This window comes from Pseudomonas sp. G7(2022), from assembly GCF_052660475.1.
In genome coordinates, this window is record NZ_CP109659.1 from 1,225,003 (window position 1) to 1,241,805 (window position 16,803).

Sequence of the window (16,803 nt, forward strand, 5' to 3'; positions counted from 1 at the left end):
CGCGCGGGAGTCCGAACCTTGCGAGGTTTCACCGGATGAGAATCCTCGGCATCCTTTGCCTGCTCCTGACCCTCGGCGGTTGCAGCTCCTTGCTGTTTTATCCCGAGCCCGGTCAGATCTTCACCCCGGAAAAGGCCAGACTCGAATACCGCACCGTCACCCTGACCACCGCCGATGGCCTCAAGCTGAACGCCTGGTGGCTGCCGGCCAAACCCGGGGTCGAGGTCAAGGGCACGGTGCTGCATCTGCACGGTAACGGCGGCAATCTGCCGATGCACCTGGGCGGCAGCTGGTGGTTGCCGAAAAACGGCTATCAGGTGCTGCTGGTGGACTATCGTGGTTACGGTCTGTCCGAGGGCGAGCCGAGTCTGCCGGCGATCTATCAGGACATCGACGCTGCCTTTGCCTGGCTGGACAAGGCGCCGGAGGTCAAAGGCAAGCCACTGATTCTGCTCGGTCAAAGTCTTGGTGGTTCGATGGCAGTGCATTGGCTGGTGCAACATCCGGAAAGACAAAAACAGCTCAAGGCTTTTGTGCTCGACGGGGTTCCGGCCAGTTACCGCAGTGTTGGCCAATACGCTCTGAGTACATCGTGGATGACGTGGCCATTCCAGGTGCCGCTGTCGTGGCTGGTGCCGGACAGCGACAGCGCAATCCATTCGATGCCGCAGCTCAAAGGCGTGCCGAAACTGATCTTCCACAGTATCGACGATCCGCTGGTGCCGCTTTCCAATGGCATTCGTCTGTATCAGGCTGCGCCGCCGCCCCGGGTCCTGCAATTGACTCGCGGTGGGCACGTGCAGACTTTCGGCGACCCGGTGTGGCGTCAGGTCATGCTGCGTTATCTCGACGATCCCGAGCATTTCAACGGACTGCGCCGCCTCGGCGAAGTCCCGAATTACCCGCAACCCCCGAATTCTGAAAACGAGAGTCCGCAATGAGTGAAGAACGCAACGCCATCCCGCTGATCATCACCGGTATCTGCAGCATCCTCGGCACCGTCGGCGCCCTGTGGTACTACGGCTACCTGCACTTCGCCAAACCCGAGGATGCATTGCTGCTCAACGAATTCACCATGCTCAAGACCATTCCCGGCGAAGACTACAAGGTCTCCCTGGACCCGGCGCCGCAAGTGGCGCAATGCATCGATGGTGTGCTGGTGCTGTTCGACACCGAACAGAAAGGCCTGACCGGGGTGCTCATCAACGCGCAGAAAAAGGCAGTGCGCTGCATGGGGCAGGAGACGCCGCAGAAGCTGGAAGAGTAAACCTGCGGCAAACAAAAGCCCCGCCTGATCAACTCAGGCGGGGCTTTTTCGTTACGGTGTGACGCTTAGTTCGAGCTTACTGCCGAACGCGGCACCACTGGCTGGTTGTCGTTGGAAATGGTCACTTCCACCCGACGGTTCATCGCACGGCCCGAGACGCTGCCGTTATCCGCGACCGGATATTCCTTGCCATAACCCTGCACCACGATGCGCGAAGGATCGACGCCCATTTTGATCAGTGCAACCTGTACCGATGTCGCGCGACGCTCGGACAGCGACTGGTTGTAGCTCGCCGAGCCGGTGCTGTCGGTATAGCCTTCGACGATCACTTTGCGGTCCGGGTTTTCCTGGAGGAACTGCGCCAGTTTGTTGATGTTCACCAGACCGCTGGATTTCAGATCGGCCTTGTTGGTGGCGAACAGCACGTCACCGAAGGTCACCAGCGTACCGCGATCGGTCTGCTTGGCGTTTAGGCTGTCCTGCAGCTGCTTGATCTGCTGATCGCGAGCGTCCAGACGGGCCTGGGCACGTTGGGCGGCGGCGTTCTTCAGATTGGCTTCAGCGGTGCGCAGGGCGATGGTCTGCTTCGCCACTTCCACGCGCTGGTTGGTCAGATAGGCCAGCTGGTCGACCTTGTGCTGGTCTTCCTTGTCCAGATAAGCCTTGTCGGCCTTGTCCAGGTAATCACTGGCGTCCTTGGTTTCCAGCGCCGCGACTTTGCTCGCCTGCGGGTTGGCCTGCAGGCCGGCGTAGTTGGTGCGTGCCTGTTCCAGGTTCGGGTTCGGCGGCGTCGAGCAGGCAGCCAGGGCAACGCTTGCGGCCAGGAGAGCGGGGATCATCAGTTGTTTACGCATAATCGTTCGTCCTTTCTATCGATAAGAGATTCAGCCTTGCGGTCGGGATGCGCGCTTACTGCACGGTGCGCTGACTTTCCTGACGCAGTTCCTGAACACCTTTCTGGGAGTCCTTCACCGCCTGTTCGGCCTTCATCGCCTGGGCCTTGCGTTCGGCAACACGGGCGTCCCACTCGGCTTGCTCGGCGAGGGTACGGGCCTCGTCATACTTTTTGTCGTGCATGGCAATTTCGGCTTGTTTGAGCTTGTCCTGTGCCTGCTTCATTTCCACGGCGGCGAATTCGGTACCGCCGGCACTGACTGCGCTGTTGACCGCCGATTGAGTCACGGCGTACTGCTCGGTCGGTGGATTGCCGGCGCAACCGGCCAGCACGAAGCTGGTGCCGATGGCCAGGGCGGCCAGTTTCAGACCGCGCAGGTGGGAGAACGAGGTTTGGGTCTTCATGGTCTTCAACTCCATTGGTTAACTCCTTGGAAGCTTCGAAATCCATCCTGGTAGCGGAGCCGCAACCGTCATGTGCAAGTGCGTTTTGAAACGCTCGTTCCAGGCGTGGTTACCTGTTCCGACCGAAGGCATTTTTCAAAAGTTCAGAAAAGATGGCTTATCGCCAAAAAATATTCTGACCGAATGGACAAGGCTCTAAACCGGGAACTTTGGCGTTTTTCAGAGGTACGCGCGGGCAGAAATGGCAGAGAGCCGGAGGGGGAAACAGTGCATGTGGGAGCTGGCTTGCCAGCGATCAGGCCGTCAAATTCAACATGGCTGTGACCCCATTGACGCCATCGCGGGCAAGCCCGCTCCCACCGTTTTTGTGATGTCCGAAAATCAGTGTTTCTGCTTTCCTGCAGCGGCCGACAAGTCCTGCAAATGCCGCCGCGACAACGCGAGAAAACGCGGGGTCGGGCCAACGTCTTCATACAGCGGATCGCCTTCTTCGTCGGTCGCGACCACAGTCGGGCCTTTCACATACGGCAGACTCGCTTCGAACTCTTCGAGGGCGGCGCCGATCAGTTCGCCGAGCAGTTCTTCGGCATGCCGTTTGGGGTACATCTCGGTAATCGCTGCCAGCCGTGCGGCAGCTTCCACATCCAGATGAATCGTGTAGCCGGTGTCGGTCAGGCGACCCTTGGCGGTTTCTTCCCAATGCTGGGCGAGTTCACGGATTTTCATAATGACCTCATGTCGCACCTGCTCGTGGCAGGTCTGGGTGAGTGTCCGCCGTCAGCCGGCGGCAAGCCGTTGTGGGGCTTACTCTTGAGACTAGCTTCAACCCTCAAGGTTTAAAGTCCCTTCGTCGTCTGCTTGTAAGAAGCGTTGCAGAGCGGCACTCTCTGTTCATCCACTCACTTGCGATCCGTCACCGATTACTGCTGGAGAGATGCTGATGACCGATATTGATGCACGCTTGCGCGAAGACGTTCACCTGCTCGGTGAGCTGTTGGGCAACACCATTCGTGACCAGTACGGCGAGGCTTTTCTCGACAAGATCGAGCAGATCCGCAAGGGCGCCAAGGCCGACCGGCGCGGGTCGATGGACGCCGAACTGAGCGCCAGCCTCAATCAATTGAGCGAAGACGAACTGCTGCCGGTGGCGCGGGCCTTCAACCAGTTTCTCAACCTGGCGAACATCGCCGAGCAGTACCAGCTCATCCATCGCCGCGAAGAGACCCAGGCCGCGCCGTTCGAGTCCCGCGTACTGCCGGAACTGCTCGCCCGCCTGCGCAACGAAGGGCACAGCGCCGAATCTCTTGCCCGGCAACTGGCGCGGCTGGAAATCGAACTGGTGCTCACCGCGCACCCGACCGAGGTGGCCCGGCGCACGCTGATCCAGAAGTACGACGCGATTGCCGCGCAACTGGCCGCTCAGGATCACCGCGACCTGACCAGTGCCGAGCGCGAGCAGATCCACAACACCCTGCAACGCTTGATCGCCGAAGCCTGGCACACCGAAGAAATCCGCCGCACCCGACCGACTCCGGTGGACGAAGCCAAGTGGGGTTTTGCGGTGATCGAGCATTCGCTGTGGCAGGCGATTCCCAATCACATGCGCAAGGCCGATCAGGCGCTGTTTGCGGCCACCGGTTTGCGCTTGCCGCTGGAAGCTGCGCCGATCCGTTTCGCCTCGTGGATGGGCGGCGACCGCGACGGCAACCCGAACGTGACGGCTGCGGTGACTCGCGAAGTTTTGCTGCTCGCACGCTGGATGGCAGCGGATCTGTACCTGCGCGATGTCGATCATCTCGCCGCCGAACTGTCGATGCAGCAGGCCAGCGACGCGCTCAAGGCCCGGGCCGGCGACAGTGCCGAGCCGTATCGGGCGGTGCTCAAGCAATTACGCGAACGTCTGCGCGCCACGCGCAACTGGGCCCATGCATCTTTGACGGCGACCACCCCGGCGCCTGCCGATGTGCTGCACAACAATCGCGATCTGCTCGATCCGCTGGAGCTGTGTTTCAACTCGCTGCACGAGTGCGGCATGGGCGTGATCGCCGACGGGCCGTTGCTCGATTGCCTGCGTCGGGCCGTGACGTTCGGCCTGTTCCTGGTGCGCCTCGATGTGCGTCAGGACTCGTCGCGACACAGTGCGGCCATGACTGAAATCACCGATTACCTCGGCCTCGGCAAATACGAGGAGTGGGACGAAGAACAGCGCATCGGCTTCCTGACCCGCGAACTGCAAAACCGTCGACCGTTGCTGCCGGCGCATTTCAAACCCTCGGCCGACACCGCCGAAGTGCTCGCCACCTGCAAGGAAATCGCCGCTGCGCCGGGCGCTTCGCTGGGCTCTTACGTGATCTCCATGGCCGGTGCCGCTTCCGATGTGCTGGCGGTGCAATTGCTGCTGAAAGAGTCCGGCGTACTGCGGCCGATGCGCGTGGTGCCGCTGTTCGAAACCCTGGCAGACCTCGACAACGCAGGACCTGTTATCGAACGCCTGTTGCTGTTGCCGGGTTACCGCGCGCGCCTGCAAGGCCCGCAGGAAGTGATGATCGGTTATTCCGACTCGGCCAAGGACGCCGGCACCACCGCGGCGGCCTGGGCGCAATACCGTGCCCAAGAGCGGCTGGTGGAAATCTGCCGTGAGCAGCAAGTCGAACTGCTGCTGTTCCACGGTCGCGGTGGCACCGTAGGCCGTGGCGGCGGCCCGGCGCACGCGGCGATTTTGTCGCAACCGCCGGGTTCGGTGGCCGGGCGTTTCCGCACCACCGAGCAGGGGGAAATGATTCGATTCAAATTCGGCCTGCCGGACATCGCCGAACAAAACCTCAATCTGTATCTGGCGGCGGTGCTCGAAGCGACCCTGTTGCCACCGCCGCCACCGACGCCGGAGTGGCGTCATCTGATGGACGAATTGGCCGCCGACGGTGTCGCCGCTTACCGCGCCGTGGTGCGGGAGAATCCACAGTTCGTCGAGTATTTCCGTCAGTCGACGCCGGAGCAGGAGCTGGGACGTCTGCCGTTGGGCAGCCGTCCGGCCAAGCGCCGCGCTGGCGGGATCGAAAGCCTGCGGGCGATTCCGTGGATCTTCGGCTGGACCCAGACACGCTTGATGCTGCCAGCGTGGCTCGGCTGGGAAACGGCGCTGAGCAAGGCGCTGGAGCGTGGCGAAGGCGAATTGCTGGGGCAGATGCGCGAGCAGTGGCCGTTTTTCCGCACCCGCATCGACATGCTGGAGATGGTGCTGGCCAAGGCTGACGCCGACATTGCACTGTCCTACGACGAGCGTCTGGTGGAGTCGGACTTGCTGCCTTTGGGTGCGCACTTACGCGACCTATTGTCGCAGGCGTGTTCCGTGGTCCTCGGCCTGACCGGTCAGTCGCAGCTGCTGGCACATAGCCCGGACACCCTGGAATTCATCCGTCTGCGCAACACCTATCTCGACCCGCTGCATCTATTGCAGGCTGAACTGCTGGCACGTTCGCGGCAGCAGAATGTCGAGCAGGGCAGCCCGGTAGAACAGGCGTTGCTGGTGTCTGTGGCGGGGATTGCCGCCGGTTTGCGAAATACCGGCTAAGGTTTTCTGCGTGGGGCGAGGCACCCGGGGTTCGTGTCGGGTGCTGTTTATCGAGCGTGGGAAAAATGCGGTCAGGCGACAGTTAATGATGGGGTTGCGACTTGGGGAACCGCGTCGCAAGGTCGCGGCAGGCGCGGGTTTCTCCGACTTTTGGCGTCTTGTGTGGGCGCAGCCTGCTGTGTATCTTGGTCAGCCTCTGGCCGTTTGGGCGGTCACGACCCTATTTCCAGGATTTCGCCCCATGAGGCGAATCCGTTGTTTTGCAAAAGCTTTTTATAAAAAAATTGAGGAGCACATCTAATGCGCGTCATTCTGCTGGGAGCTCCCGGGGCCGGTAAAGGTACTCAGGCTAAGTTCATCACCGAGAAGTTCGGCATTCCGCAAATCTCCACCGGCGACATGCTGCGTGCTGCGGTCAAGGCCGGCACCGAACTGGGCATCAAGGCCAAGAGCATCATGGATGCCGGCGGCCTGGTGTCGGATGACCTGATCATCGCGCTGGTCAAGGACCGTATCGCTCAAGCCGATTGCGCCAAGGGTTTCCTGTTCGATGGCTTCCCGCGCACCATTCCTCAGGCTGAAGCGCTGGTGACTGCCGGTGTCGAGCTGGACGCCGTGGTCGAAATCGCCGTTGAAGACGAAGAAATCGTTCAACGTATCGCCGGTCGTCGCGTTCACGAGGCCAGCGGCCGCGTTTACCACATCGTCTACAACCCGCCGAAGATTGCCGGTAAAGACGACATCACCGGCGAAGAGCTGGTACAGCGCAAGGACGACACCGAAGAAACCGTGCGTCATCGTCTGTCGGTCTACCACTCGCAGACCAAGCCGCTGGTGGAGTTCTACCAGAACCTGTCCGCCAAAAACGGTGGCAAGCCGAAGTACAGCCATATCCCTGGCGTCGGTTCGGTTGAAGCGATCACTGCCAAGGTGCTTGAAGCGCTGAGCTGAAAAACCTGATCCGCTGCATCATCCACGGCCCGCTTGCGGGCCGTAGTTGTTTATACTGGCGCACTTTTTCCCCACCTGATTTACGGACACATCGATGAGCACCTTGCTGGCCCTGGACACCGCGACTGAAGCTTGCTCCGTTGCCTTGCTGCATGACGGCAAGGTCACGAGCCATTACGAGGTGATCCCGCGCCTGCACGCGCAGAAACTGCTGCCGATGATCCAGCAACTGCTGGCCGACGCCGGCACCACGCTGCAAGCGGTGGACGCGATTGCCTTTGGTCGCGGCCCGGGCGCGTTCACCGGTGTGCGGATCGCCATCGGTGTGGTGCAGGGCCTGGCTTTTGCGCTGGATCGCCCGGTGTTGCCGGTGTCGAATCTGGCGGTGCTGGCGCAGCGTGCTTATCGCGAACACGGCGTGAGCCAGGTCGCAGCCGCCATCGATGCGCGGATGGATGAAGTGTATTGGGGCTGCTATCGCGAGACCGCCGGGGAGATGCGTCTGGTGGGCACCGAGGCGGTGTTGCCGCCGGAAGCGGCCGCACTTGCAGACGATGCTACCGGCGATTGGTTCGGTGCCGGCACGGGTTGGGGCTATGGCGAGCGCATCGCTGTGAGCCTGACCGGTACCGACGCGGGCATGCTGCCTCATGCCGAAGACCTGCTGACCCTGGCGCGATTTGCCTGGGAGCGCGGTGAGTCGATCCCGGCAGACGACGCCCAGCCGGTTTACCTGCGCGATAAAGTGGCCACCCCGAAAGCCCGCTGAGGCCGTTCACCCTGTGGCATTCGCCACAGGGTTCTCCCGTTCCTGCCAATCGTCCGTTTCTAACCCCGCGCTTTAAACCTTTTGTCTTTTATGTGTTCTAGTTATCACTCGGCGATTTGCTAAGTCGGTCAGGTGCCGCTAAATTGCCATCATCGATACCGAGCATGACTTTATGCGTATAGACGGCGTTTCCACTCAGTCCTACCCCATCAAGCGCAAGCCTCGCAAAGGCAATCCGGCGCTGGATGAGTCCGTCGACGATATCGACGGCGAGCTGGAATTCCCCACCGAGGCGCAACTGGCCGCCCGTGCTGCCAAAAACGCAGCGCATCGCCTGAGCAATCTGCCCGCCCGCCAACAAGACATGATTTATCACCGTGCGATGAAGAAAAGCGTGGCCATGGCCCTGGCCAGCTACCTGAGCACCGCCGGTTTTGTCGATTGGGATGCAGATGTGCTGGGCCTCGATCTGTACATCTGATGGATCTGCCTTACTACCTCGGCTGCCCGTCCTGGAGTGAAAACGCCTGGCGCGAGTATCTGTATCCGGTAGACGCCAAGACCTCCGATTTCCTCGGTCTGTATTCGCAAGTGTTCAACGCCGTGGAAGGCAATACGACCTTCTACGCCAGCCCATCGCCCGCTACTGTGCAGCGTTGGGCCGAGGTCATGCCCGAACACTTTCGCTTCACCGCCAAATTCCCCGGTGACATCAGCCACGGCGGTGACTTGCGCGATCAACTGACCGCCGCCGAAACCTTCATTCAATTGCTCAACCCGCTCGGCGAACGCGTATCGCCGCTGTGGCTGCAACTGTCGAAAAGCTTCACCCCTCAACGACTCCCCGAATTGGCAGCCTTCATCGACGCGTTTGATCGACCGCTGGCGGTGGAAGTGCGCCATGAGCAGTTCTTCGCCAAGGGTGAGAGTGAACGCCTGCTCAATCGCCTGCTGCTGGATCGCGGCGTGGAGCGCATCTGCCTTGATCCGCGCGCGTTGTTCAGTTGCCTGTCCACCGAGTCTTCGGTGATCCACGCCCAATCGAAAAAACCTCGAGTACCAACGCGCCCGGCAGCGTTCACGCAGTTCCCGCAGGTGCGCTTCATCGGCCATCCCGAGCTTGAGGCCAACGATCCCTTCCTGGTGCCGTGGGTGGCGAAAATCGCCGAGTGGATCGAAGAGGGCCGTACGCCGTACATCTTCCTGCACACCGCCGATAACATTCTGGCGGCCAGGCTCGCGCAGCGTTTTCACGCACAGCTGATGCAACGTTTGCCTGGCTTGCCACCCCTGCCTGAGCTATACAGAGAACCCGCCGCGGAACAACTTGGCCTGCTCTGAGGCGGTTTTTTCTGCCCAGGAGCCTGCCGATGGATGCCCAAGCCCGCAAAGAACAACTCCGTAAAGCCGAGACCTTCAAAGCCCTGCATGAGCGTGCCGGGATTTTCGTGATTCCCAATCCGTGGGACGCAGGTTCGGCGAAGATGCTCGCCAGTCTGGGATACCAGGCGCTGGCGACCACCAGTGCCGGTTATGCGTTTTCCCAGGGCAAGCCCGATGGTGCACTTGGCCTCGAAGAAACCTTGAACAACGTTCGGGCGATTGCCGCTGCCACGGATTTACCGGTGGCAGTGGATCTGGAAAACGGTTTTGCCGACGCTCCGGCCGAGTCCGCACAAAGCCTCTTGCGAGCGGCCGAAGCGGGCGCAGTGGGCGGTTCCATCGAGGATGCCACCGGTCGCCCGGATGCGCCGATCTACTGCTTCGACCACGCTGTGGCGCGGATCGAAGCCGCCGTCAGCGCAGTGCGCACGTTGCCGTTTCCCTTCACGCTGACGGCTCGTGCGGAAAACTACCTGCACGGCAATCCGGATATCAACGACACCATTCGCCGCTTGCAGGCGTTCGCCGAAGCAGGCGCCGATGTGCTTTATGCTCCAGGTCTGAGGACGGCTGAAGAGGTGTTGGCGGTGGTACGCGCAGTGGCGCCGAAACCGGTCAATGTGTTGATGTCCGGCGGCTTGAAACTCACCGTGCAGCAGTTGGAAGAAATGGGCGTGAAGCGCATCAGCACCGGTTCGGCGCTGGCACTGGCGGCGTTCGGCGAGTTTTTCCGGGCTGCCGAGGAAATCCAGCAGTCGGGCACGTTCGGTTTCACCTCGCGGTCGATGTCGTACGCGAAAGCCAATCAGTTTTTCAAGGGCTGAAGCAGGGAGCAATCAGGCGGCGATGCGCAGGTTCTGCTGAACGATCGGGCGCACCCAGCCGTTATCGAAGTCCAGGGCTTTCTGCTGCTCGACGATGGCTTCCGGCGGGAACGGCGGGTAAGGCTGCAGCAGATCCAGATCGAACTCGGCAATCGGCAGGTACAGCGGTTTTTTCTGCGGGGCAGGGCCCGGTTCCGGAATCGGCTGGCCGTTGTTGATCACGACCGGACGAACCCAGCTGCTGTCGAAATCCTGCTGCTTTTGCTGAGTCTTGATTTCTTCCGGCGGGAACGGAGGGTACGGCTCGGCCAGTGTCATGTCGATTTCGGCGATCGGCAGGAACAGCGGCTCCGGCGGACGCACCTCGGTTTCCACCACATCGCATTCGCGCTGGTCGATGATGTGGGCGTGCAGCTCGCTGCCGATGGTGGGTTCTTCAGGGCTTTCAAGATCGACCGGTGGGAAGGTGCCACAGGCCGGCACCACATCACTCGATTGTTCGGTCAGTGCCTGGGCGAAGAAATCCTGCCACAGGTGGCTGATGCCGCCCAATGCTTGAGTGTTATGACGGCTGAAATCGCCTTTGGGCGAAATGTAGCCAATCGATGTGGGAAGAATGCCTGACATTTTTTTCGGTCGACGCTCAGCTCTGGCAAAATGCGCGTTGATTGGGTTATCGGCGGTTTTTGCCGATCCTTAACTTTTTTGAGCGTGTTTTCCATGATTGAGCAACCCGCGGCCTGCCGCATCCATGTCCAGGCTCTCGGCCCGGCGTTCGAAGCGCAGGCCGAGCAGTGGGCCGAGCGCCTGAATCTGCCGTTGCAGGTGGCCGACGGCGAATTCGCCTTGCAGGTTGGCGAGCAGGGCTTGCAGTTGCAACAGCTGGGGCCGGATGCCCCGGGGCCGGTGCGGGTGGACTTTGTCGAGGGTGGCGCGGCCCATCGTCGGTTGTATGGCGGTGGCAGTGGTCAGATGATCGCCAAGGCTGTCGGTATCGCCCAGGGCGTGCGTCCGCGGGTGCTGGATGCCACGGCGGGGCTGGGCAAGGATGCGTTCGTGCTGGCCAGTCTCGGCTGCGAGATGAGCCTGATCGAGCGTCAGCCGCTGATCGGTGCCTTGCTGGAGGATGGTCTGGCCCGAGCGGCGGAAGACTTCGATGTGGCGCCGATCGTGGCGCGGATGAAGCTGCTCAAGGGCAACTCCATCGACGTGATGCGCAATTGGGAGGGCGAGCCGCCGCAGGTGATCTACCTCGACCCGATGTTCCCGCATCGTGAGAAAACTGCGCTGGTTAAGAAGGAAATGCGCCTGTTCCGTCCGTTGGTGGGCGACGATCCGGATGCCCCGGCCTTGCTGGAAGCGGCGTTGGCACTGGCCACGCACCGGGTGGTGGTCAAGCGCCCGCGCAAGGCGCCGTGCATCGAAGGGCCGAAACCGAGCCATGCGCTGGATGGCAAATCCAGCCGCTACGATATCTATCCGAAGAAAGCGCTCAAGGCCTGAGGCCGAGTTGTTGCCCTTCGCGAGCAAGCCCGCTCCCACATTGGAATGCATTTCAAATGTGGGAGCGGGCTTGCTCGCGATGGGGCCAGTCCAAACTCCAAATTTCTAGGGGCGATACGCCCGCATGAACAGCCCGACCACTTCCTGCACATGACTTTCCGCCGCCTCGCCGGTCAGCGGCTCACCGCAGCCGTACAACAGGCGGAAATTACCCGCGCCCTTGATCAGGCAGAAGAAGTGCTCGGCGGCGTTGTGCGGGTTGTCGATGCTCAGCACGCCGGTTTCGTGAATCCGCCGCAGCAAACGTTCCATCCCCTGCACCATGCGCTGAGGGCCGGCCTCGAAGAAGATCAGTGACAGGTTGGGATCCTGACTGCCCAAGGCCATGATCAGGCGATGCAGGTTCACCGACTCATCGCTGTTGATCAGGTGATGAAAGCCTCGCGCAATGTTCAGCAACACATTTTCCACCGCGATGCCGTCCGGCAATTCGAAGAACAGCGGCGGCAACTGCTCCTCGCATTTGGCCACCACGGCGGCGGAGAACAGCGTCTCCTTGTCATTGAAATGGCTGTAGACCGTCAGCTTTGACACGCCAGCTTCGGCGGCCACCGCATCCATGCTGGTGTTGGCGTAGCCGTGACTGAGGAACAGGATTTTCGCCGCTTCGAGAATTGCCTGGCGCTTGGCCGGATCCTTCGGGCGGCCGGGGCCGTTTGGAGTGGAAAGATTGTTCGACATTCTTCGCTTTTAATACTGGACTGGTGAGTTTGCTATTAATAACATACCGGCCAGTATAATTATTCCAAGCCTCCTTAGCGAAAGGTCCTTCACCATGTTCCGCCATGCGTTGTCCTTTGCGGTGCCAGTCAGTCTGGTGTTTTTATTGTCGGCATGTGGCAAGGAAGAGGTGACGCCAGTCAGCGTGCGACCGGCCATGGTGGTACAGCCAGAGCCTTCGGCGCAGGCGATGGAAAGCTATCCGGGCGAGGTTCGCGCTCGTTACGAGCCCGATCTGGCGTTCCGCATCGGTGGCAAAGTCAGCCGACGACTGGTCGAGGAAGGCCAGCGGGTGAAGGCCGATCAGCCCTTGGCCGAACTTGATCCGCAAGACGTACGCCTGCAACTGGAAGCCACCCGCGCCCAGGTCACCGCCGCCGAAGCCAATCTGAATCTGGTGCGTGCCGAGCGTGATCGTTACAAGACCCTGATGGAACGGCAGATGGTCAGCCGCTCGGCCTATGACAACGCCGAGAATCTCTACCGTTCCGGCGAAGCCCGCCTCAAACAGATCAAAGCCGAATTCAACGTCTCGACCAATCAGGCCAGTTACGCCGTGCTGCGTGCGCCCCAGGATGGCGTGGTGGCCAAGCGTTCGGTGGAAGTCGGGCAAGTGGTCGCCGCCGGGCAGACCGTTTTCACCCTCGCCACCGATGGTGAACGTGAAGTGCTGATCAGCCTGCCGGAGCAAAGCTTCGGCCGCTTCAAGGTCGGCCAGCCGGTTTCGGTGGAGCTGTGGACTCAACAGAACCAGCGCTTTGCCGGGCAGATCCGCGAGCTGTCGCCGGCCGCCGATCCGAAATCCCGCACCTTCGCTGCGCGCATTTCATTCACCGCCGGCAAAGTCCCGGCGGAACTGGGCCAGAGCGCCAGGGTCTTCGTGCAGACCGCCGATGTCATCCCGCTGTCGGTACCGCTTTCGGCGCTGACGGCCGAAAACGGCGCGACCTACGTCTGGGTCGTCAGCGCCAACAACACCCTGAAAAAGACGCCGGTGCGCGTCGGCCCGTTCGGTGAGAAAACCGTGCCGGTGCTCGAAGGCCTCAACGCCAGCGACTGGGTGGTGGCCGCCGGCGTGCATGTGCTGCTGGAAGGGCAGCAGGTGCGTCCGGTAGATCGTTCCAACCGCGTGGTCAATCTGGCGGACAAGGAGTAAGTCCCGATGCGCTTCAACCTTTCCGAATGGGCGTTGCGTAATCGCCAGATCGTACTGTTCCTGATGCTTCTGCTGGCGATTGTCGGCGCCTTGTCCTACACCAAGCTCGGCCAGAGCGAAGACCCGCCGTTCACCTTCAAGGCCATGGTCATCCAGACCCGTTGGCCCGGCGCTACGGCGCAGGAAGTCTCCCGTCAGGTCACCGAGCGCATCGAAAAGAAGCTGATGGAAACCGGCGAGTACGAGCGGATTGTTTCGTTCTCGCGCCCCGGTGAATCCCAGGTCACCTTCATTGCCCGCGACTCCATGCATTCGGTGGAGATTCCGGATCTCTGGTATCAGGTGCGCAAGAAAGTCAGCGACATTCGCCAGACCTTGCCACCGGGGATTCAGGGGCCGTTTTTCAACGATGAGTTCGGCACCACCTTCGGCAATATCTATGCGCTGACCGGCGACGGTTTTGACTACGCGGTGCTCAAGGACTACGCCGACCGCATCCAGATCCAGCTGCAACGGGTCAAGGACGTGGGCAAGGTCGACCTGCTCGGTTTGCAGGACGAGAAAATCTGGGTCGAACTGTCCAACGTCAAACTCGCCACGCTCGGCTTGCCGCTGGCAGCGGTGCAGCAGGCGCTGGAGGAACAGAACGCGGTGTCCACTGCCGGCTTCTTCGAAACCGGCAGCGAGCGTTTGCAGCTACGGGTTTCGGGGAATTTTCAGACAGTCGACGAAATCAAGAACTTCCCGATCCGGGTCGGTGATCGTACGTTCCGCATCTCCGATGTTGCTGACGTGCGGCGTGGTTTCAACGATCCTCCGGCGCCGCGCATGCGCTTCATGGGCGAAGACGCCATCGGTCTTGCGGTGGCGATGAAGGACGGCGGCGACATTCTGGTGCTGGGCAAGGCTCTGGAAATCGAATTCGCCCGGATCCAGAAGAACCTGCCGGCCGGCATGCAATTGCGCAAGGTCTCCGACCAGCCGGCGGCAGTGAAAACCGGTGTCGGCGAATTCGTCCAGGTGCTGGTCGAAGCGTTGGCTATCGTGTTGCTGGTGAGCTTCTTCTCCCTCGGCGTGCGCACCGGCATGGTGGTGGCGCTGACCATTCCGCTGGTGCTGGCGATGACGTTCGCCTGCATGTATTACCTCGGCATCGGCCTGCACAAGATTTCCCTCGGCGCGCTGGTGCTCGCACTGGGCTTGCTGGTGGATGACGCGATCATCGCCGTGGAAATGATGGCGATCAAAATGGAGCAGGGCTTCGACCGGATCAAGGCGGCCAGTTACGCCTGGACCAGCACTGCGTTTCCGATGCTTACCGGTACGCTGATCACTGCCGCAGGCTTCCTGCCGATCGCCACGGCGCAATCCGGTACCGGCGAATACACCCGCTCGATCTTCCAAGTGGTGACCATCGCCTTGCTCGCATCCTGGGTAGCAGCGGTGGTGTTCGTGCCGTATCTGGGGGAAAAGCTCCTGCCGGATCTGGCGAAAATTCACGCGGCCAAACACGGCACGGCTGACGGCCAGACCGATCCTTACGGCACGCCGTTCTACCAACGGGTACGGCGTCTGGTGGAGTGGTGCGTACGTCGGCGCAAAACCGTGATCGTGCTCACTGTGCTGCTGTTCGTGGCTTCGGTGGCGTTGTTCCGGTTCGTGCCGCAGCAGTTCTTCCCGGCTTCCGGGCGACTGGAATTGATGGTCGATCTGAAGCTTGCCGAAGGCGCTTCGCTGGCCAACACCACCGCCGAGGTCAAACGGCTGGAAGCGATGCTCAAGGATCATGCCGGCATCGACAATTACGTGGCCTACGTCGGCACCGGATCGCCACGTTTCTACCTGCCGCTGGATCAGCAACTGCCGGCGGCGAGCTTCGCCCAGTTCGTGGTGTTGGCGAAAACCATCGAGGAGCGCGAAGCGCTGCGCACGTGGCTGATCGACACCTTGAACGAGCAGTTCCCGGCCCTGCGCTCGCGGGTCACGCGGCTGGAGAACGGTCCTCCGGTTGGCTATCCGGTGCAGTTCCGCGTCACCGGCGAGCACATTGAGGAGGTCCGGGCTCTGGCGCGCAAGGTCGCGGCCAAGGTGCGCGAGAACCCGCATGTGGTGAACGTGCATCTGGACTGGGAAGAGCCGAGCAAGGTCGTGTACCTGAACATCGATCAGGATCGCGCCCGGGCCCTGGGGGTGAGCACGGCGAATCTGGCGAAGTTCCTCCAGAGTTCGCTGACCGGTTCCAGCGTCAGCCAGTACCGCGAAGATAACGAGCTGATCGAAATCCTCCTGCGCGGCACCGTGCATGAGCGCACCGAACTGTCGCTGCTACCGAGTCTGGCGGTGCCGACCGATAACGGTCGCAGCGTTGCGCTGTCGCAGATTGCGACGCTGGAATATGGCTTCGAGGAAGGCATCATCTGGCACCGCAATCGTCTGCCGAACGTAACCGTGCGCGCAGATATCTATGGCAAGGAGCAACCGGCGACGCTGGTGAAGCAGATCATGCCGACGCTTGATCCGATCCGCGCCGAATTGCCGGACGGTTATCTGCTGGATGTCGGCGGTACGGTGGAGGATTCGGAGCGGGGGCAGAAGTCGGTGAACGCCGGGGTGCCGATGTTCATTGTCGTGGTGCTGACGTTGCTGATGGTGCAGCTGCGCAGTTTCTCGCGCACGGCGATGGTGTTTCTGACGGCGCCGCTGGGGTTGATCGGGGTGACGCTGTTTCTGCTGGTGTTCCGTCAGCCGTTCGGGTTTGTGGCGATGCTCGGGACCATCGCGCTGTCGGGGATGATCATGCGCAACTCGGTGATTCTGGTGGATCAGATCGAGCAGGATATTGCGGCGGGGCTCAAGCCCTGGCAGGCGATCATCGAGGCGACCGTGCGTCGGTTCCGGCCGATTGTGTTGACGGCACTGGCGGCGGTGCTGGCGATGATTCCGCTGTCACGCAGTGTGTTTTTCGGGCCGATGGCGGTGGCGATCATGGGGGGGTTGATTGTGGCGACTGCTCTGACGCTTTTGTTTTTGCCGGCGTTGTATGCGGCTTGGTTCCGGGTTCGCAAGGAGGTTTGATTTTGTTTGAGCGTGGCGGCCTTTGGGCCGGCCATGCTCTGGGTGCTTTTTGTGAATATCCGTTGCTTCGGGTGTTGCCGCTGGCGGTTTCGCCCTTACGGCGAGTCACTTTTTTCAAACGCCAAAAAAGTAACCAAAAACGCTGGGCCCCGGCGTTCGGCACCTCGCTTTGGCTCGGTGTTCCTTCGCTCCGGGATTCATCCGGGGGCATCGCCTACGGTTTGC

16 protein-coding genes are annotated in these 16,803 nt (G+C 61.2%); 11 read left to right on the forward strand and 5 right to left on the reverse strand.

Features of this window, described 5'->3' with window-relative positions; all coding sequences use genetic code 11:
* Positions 1 to 35 precede the first annotated feature (35 nt).
* Positions 36 to 941, forward strand: coding sequence for an alpha/beta hydrolase (locus tag NE357_RS05415; RefSeq protein WP_169429031.1), 906 nt, complete (start codon positions 36 to 38; stop codon positions 939 to 941).
* Positions 938 to 1,267, forward strand: a complete 330-nt coding sequence (locus tag NE357_RS05420; protein WP_119427141.1) for a hypothetical protein — start codon at positions 938 to 940, stop codon at positions 1,265 to 1,267. Before NE357_RS05415 ends, NE357_RS05420 begins: the two co-directional genes overlap by 4 nt.
* 65 nt (positions 1,268 to 1,332) lie before the next feature.
* Here the strand turns inward: NE357_RS05420 and NE357_RS05425 are convergent, their stop codons facing one another.
* From NE357_RS05425 to NE357_RS05435, 3 genes are all read right to left on the reverse strand, one after another.
* Entirely contained in the window at positions 1,333 to 2,121 is a 789-nt protein-coding gene (locus NE357_RS05425) for an OmpA family protein (protein WP_169429032.1), read from the reverse strand.
* Positions 2,122 to 2,176: 55 nt separating this feature from the next.
* On the reverse strand, positions 2,177 to 2,581 hold the full coding sequence (locus NE357_RS05430) for a DUF4398 domain-containing protein (protein ID WP_085697302.1): 405 nt from the start codon (positions 2,579 to 2,581) through the stop codon (positions 2,177 to 2,179).
* Positions 2,582 to 2,947: 366 nt separating this feature from the next.
* Entirely contained in the window at positions 2,948 to 3,292 is a 345-nt protein-coding gene (locus tag NE357_RS05435; RefSeq protein ID WP_169429033.1) for a pilin assembly protein, read from the reverse strand.
* 214 nt (positions 3,293 to 3,506) lie between these two features.
* Here NE357_RS05435 and ppc point away from each other — a divergent pair, with 214 nt between their 5' ends.
* The 6 genes from ppc to NE357_RS05465 all read left to right on the forward strand — a co-directional run bounded on the left by ppc (position 3,507) and on the right by NE357_RS05465 (position 10,064).
* On the forward strand, positions 3,507 to 6,137 hold the full coding sequence (gene ppc, locus NE357_RS05440; RefSeq protein ID WP_169429034.1) for a phosphoenolpyruvate carboxylase: 2,631 nt from the start codon (positions 3,507 to 3,509) through the stop codon (positions 6,135 to 6,137).
* A gap of 300 nt (positions 6,138 to 6,437) precedes the next feature.
* A complete protein-coding gene (gene adk / locus NE357_RS05445) occupies positions 6,438 to 7,088 on the forward strand; it encodes an adenylate kinase (protein ID WP_007954716.1) in 651 nt (216 codons plus the stop codon).
* A gap of 94 nt (positions 7,089 to 7,182) precedes the next feature.
* Positions 7,183 to 7,857 carry a tRNA (adenosine(37)-N6)-threonylcarbamoyltransferase complex dimerization subunit type 1 TsaB gene (tsaB, locus tag NE357_RS05450; protein WP_169429035.1) on the forward strand — a complete coding sequence of 225 codons (675 nt, stop codon included), beginning with the start codon at positions 7,183 to 7,185 and terminating at the stop codon, positions 7,855 to 7,857.
* 172 nt (positions 7,858 to 8,029) lie between these two features.
* Entirely contained in the window at positions 8,030 to 8,338 is a 309-nt protein-coding gene (locus NE357_RS05455; protein ID WP_169429036.1) for a hypothetical protein, read from the forward strand.
* The gene (locus NE357_RS05460; RefSeq protein WP_169429037.1) at positions 8,338 to 9,198 is read left to right on the forward strand and encodes a DUF72 domain-containing protein; all 861 of its coding nucleotides are present in this window, start codon (positions 8,338 to 8,340) and stop codon (positions 9,196 to 9,198) included. The genes NE357_RS05455 and NE357_RS05460 overlap by 1 nt, the downstream gene beginning before the upstream one ends.
* 29 nt (positions 9,199 to 9,227) lie before the next feature.
* A complete protein-coding gene (locus NE357_RS05465) occupies positions 9,228 to 10,064 on the forward strand; it encodes an isocitrate lyase/PEP mutase family protein (RefSeq protein WP_169429038.1) in 837 nt (278 codons plus the stop codon).
* Between the two features lie 12 nt (positions 10,065 to 10,076).
* On the opposite strand, the gene NE357_RS05470 is transcribed toward NE357_RS05465, so the two are convergent.
* Positions 10,077 to 10,691: an energy transducer TonB gene (locus NE357_RS05470; RefSeq protein ID WP_169429039.1), complete on the reverse strand. Its 615-nt coding sequence runs from the start codon at positions 10,689 to 10,691 to the stop codon at positions 10,077 to 10,079.
* A 93-nt stretch (positions 10,692 to 10,784) separates the two neighbouring features.
* On the opposite strand from NE357_RS05470, the gene NE357_RS05475 reads away from it, so the two are divergent.
* On the forward strand, positions 10,785 to 11,567 hold the full coding sequence (locus NE357_RS05475; RefSeq protein WP_243433395.1) for a class I SAM-dependent methyltransferase: 783 nt from the start codon (positions 10,785 to 10,787) through the stop codon (positions 11,565 to 11,567).
* Between the two features lie 105 nt (positions 11,568 to 11,672).
* Here NE357_RS05475 and NE357_RS05480 read toward each other — a convergent pair whose 3' ends face one another.
* The gene (locus tag NE357_RS05480; protein WP_169429040.1) at positions 11,673 to 12,308 is read right to left on the reverse strand and encodes a TetR/AcrR family transcriptional regulator; all 636 of its coding nucleotides are present in this window, start codon (positions 12,306 to 12,308) and stop codon (positions 11,673 to 11,675) included.
* Positions 12,309 to 12,402: 94 nt separating this feature from the next.
* Here NE357_RS05480 and NE357_RS05485 point away from each other — a divergent pair, with 94 nt between their 5' ends.
* Together NE357_RS05485 and NE357_RS05490 are read left to right on the forward strand one after the other, a co-directional pair.
* A complete protein-coding gene (locus NE357_RS05485) occupies positions 12,403 to 13,503 on the forward strand; it encodes an efflux RND transporter periplasmic adaptor subunit (protein ID WP_169429041.1) in 1,101 nt (366 codons plus the stop codon).
* 6 nt (positions 13,504 to 13,509) lie between these two features.
* Positions 13,510 to 16,578 (forward strand): efflux RND transporter permease subunit, encoded by a 3,069-nt coding sequence (locus NE357_RS05490; RefSeq protein WP_169429042.1) that lies wholly within the window; start codon positions 13,510 to 13,512, stop codon positions 16,576 to 16,578.
* The last annotated feature ends 225 nt before the right edge of the window (positions 16,579 to 16,803 follow it).

Excerpts from the sequence above, each read along its gene's own strand:
- NE357_RS05415 (WP_169429031.1), top strand. The coding sequence starts at position 36 with ATGAGAATCCTCGGCATCCTTTGCCTGCTCCTGACCCTCGGCGGTTGC.
- NE357_RS05420 (WP_119427141.1), top strand. The coding sequence starts at position 938 with ATGAGTGAAGAACGCAACGCCATCCCGCTGATCATCACCGGTATCTGC.
- NE357_RS05425 (WP_169429032.1), bottom strand. The coding sequence starts at position 2,121 with ATGCGTAAACAACTGATGATCCCCGCTCTCCTGGCCGCAAGCGTTGCC.
- NE357_RS05430 (WP_085697302.1), bottom strand. The coding sequence starts at position 2,581 with ATGGAGTTGAAGACCATGAAGACCCAAACCTCGTTCTCCCACCTGCGC.
- NE357_RS05435 (WP_169429033.1), bottom strand. The coding sequence starts at position 3,292 with ATGAAAATCCGTGAACTCGCCCAGCATTGGGAAGAAACCGCCAAGGGT.
- ppc (WP_169429034.1), top strand. The coding sequence starts at position 3,507 with ATGACCGATATTGATGCACGCTTGCGCGAAGACGTTCACCTGCTCGGT.
- adk (WP_007954716.1), top strand. The coding sequence starts at position 6,438 with ATGCGCGTCATTCTGCTGGGAGCTCCCGGGGCCGGTAAAGGTACTCAG.
- tsaB (WP_169429035.1), top strand. The coding sequence starts at position 7,183 with ATGAGCACCTTGCTGGCCCTGGACACCGCGACTGAAGCTTGCTCCGTT.
- NE357_RS05455 (WP_169429036.1), top strand. The coding sequence starts at position 8,030 with ATGCGTATAGACGGCGTTTCCACTCAGTCCTACCCCATCAAGCGCAAG.
- NE357_RS05460 (WP_169429037.1), top strand. The coding sequence starts at position 8,338 with ATGGATCTGCCTTACTACCTCGGCTGCCCGTCCTGGAGTGAAAACGCC.
- NE357_RS05465 (WP_169429038.1), top strand. The coding sequence starts at position 9,228 with ATGGATGCCCAAGCCCGCAAAGAACAACTCCGTAAAGCCGAGACCTTC.
- NE357_RS05470 (WP_169429039.1), bottom strand. The coding sequence starts at position 10,691 with ATGTCAGGCATTCTTCCCACATCGATTGGCTACATTTCGCCCAAAGGC.
- NE357_RS05475 (WP_243433395.1), top strand. The coding sequence starts at position 10,785 with ATGATTGAGCAACCCGCGGCCTGCCGCATCCATGTCCAGGCTCTCGGC.
- NE357_RS05480 (WP_169429040.1), bottom strand. The coding sequence starts at position 12,308 with ATGTCGAACAATCTTTCCACTCCAAACGGCCCCGGCCGCCCGAAGGAT.
- NE357_RS05485 (WP_169429041.1), top strand. The coding sequence starts at position 12,403 with ATGTTCCGCCATGCGTTGTCCTTTGCGGTGCCAGTCAGTCTGGTGTTT.
- NE357_RS05490 (WP_169429042.1), top strand. The coding sequence starts at position 13,510 with ATGCGCTTCAACCTTTCCGAATGGGCGTTGCGTAATCGCCAGATCGTA.